This is a genomic window from Alteromonas sp. KUL106, assembly GCF_009811415.1.
Lineage (GTDB): Bacteria > Pseudomonadota > Gammaproteobacteria > Enterobacterales > Alteromonadaceae > Alteromonas.
On sequence record NZ_BLIG01000076.1, the window covers coordinates 1 to 520 of the forward strand.

A 520-nucleotide genomic window follows, 5' to 3' on the forward strand; every position below is an offset into this window, starting at 1 on the left:
GCCCCGCGTGTATGCGCCCCAGTGAACGGAGTGAGTGGCTTAATTTTTTGCTAGGTGCCACTTTTGCGATACCACGAAAAAACGAAAACTATAGCAAGTAATATGGGAATTGCCGCCGCTCCACTTCCTGAATACCCATTGATATAAACCAATTTGTCAAATGGGGCCACTATATTATTATTTTGTGAGAGTTGATAAATCATTGTTGAGTTATCTGTGGGCTTGAACCAAACGCGAAGGTTACCGCCGGCGTTTAACGCTGATAAAACATGACTATAGAATGGATTGTTGTCTGTAATAACAAACTCTACGTCTGATATGGTAAATGAGGTTATTTCGTAGCTTGGCTTACCGTTTGTTTTTCGAGTATTGTACTTTACAGGTTTATAACTTGAGACTACCGAATACTCTTCTAATTTAGGAACCTCAGCATCAATTTGAATTTGAATCCAGATAGAGCCCGCTAGGCCAAACATAATTAATAGGATTGAGATATTAAATTTTGACATTGGCACCTAAC

Annotated in this window: 1 protein-coding gene; it reads right to left on the reverse strand. The window is 39.4% G+C overall.

Annotated features, from left to right (window positions below):
- Nucleotides 1-50: 50 nt before the first annotated feature.
- The gene (locus GVO63_RS19265; protein ID WP_159582054.1) at nt 51-509 is read right to left on the reverse strand and encodes a hypothetical protein; all 459 of its coding nucleotides are present in this window, start codon (nt 507-509) and stop codon (nt 51-53) included.
- Between the last annotated feature and the right edge of the window lie 11 nt (nt 510-520).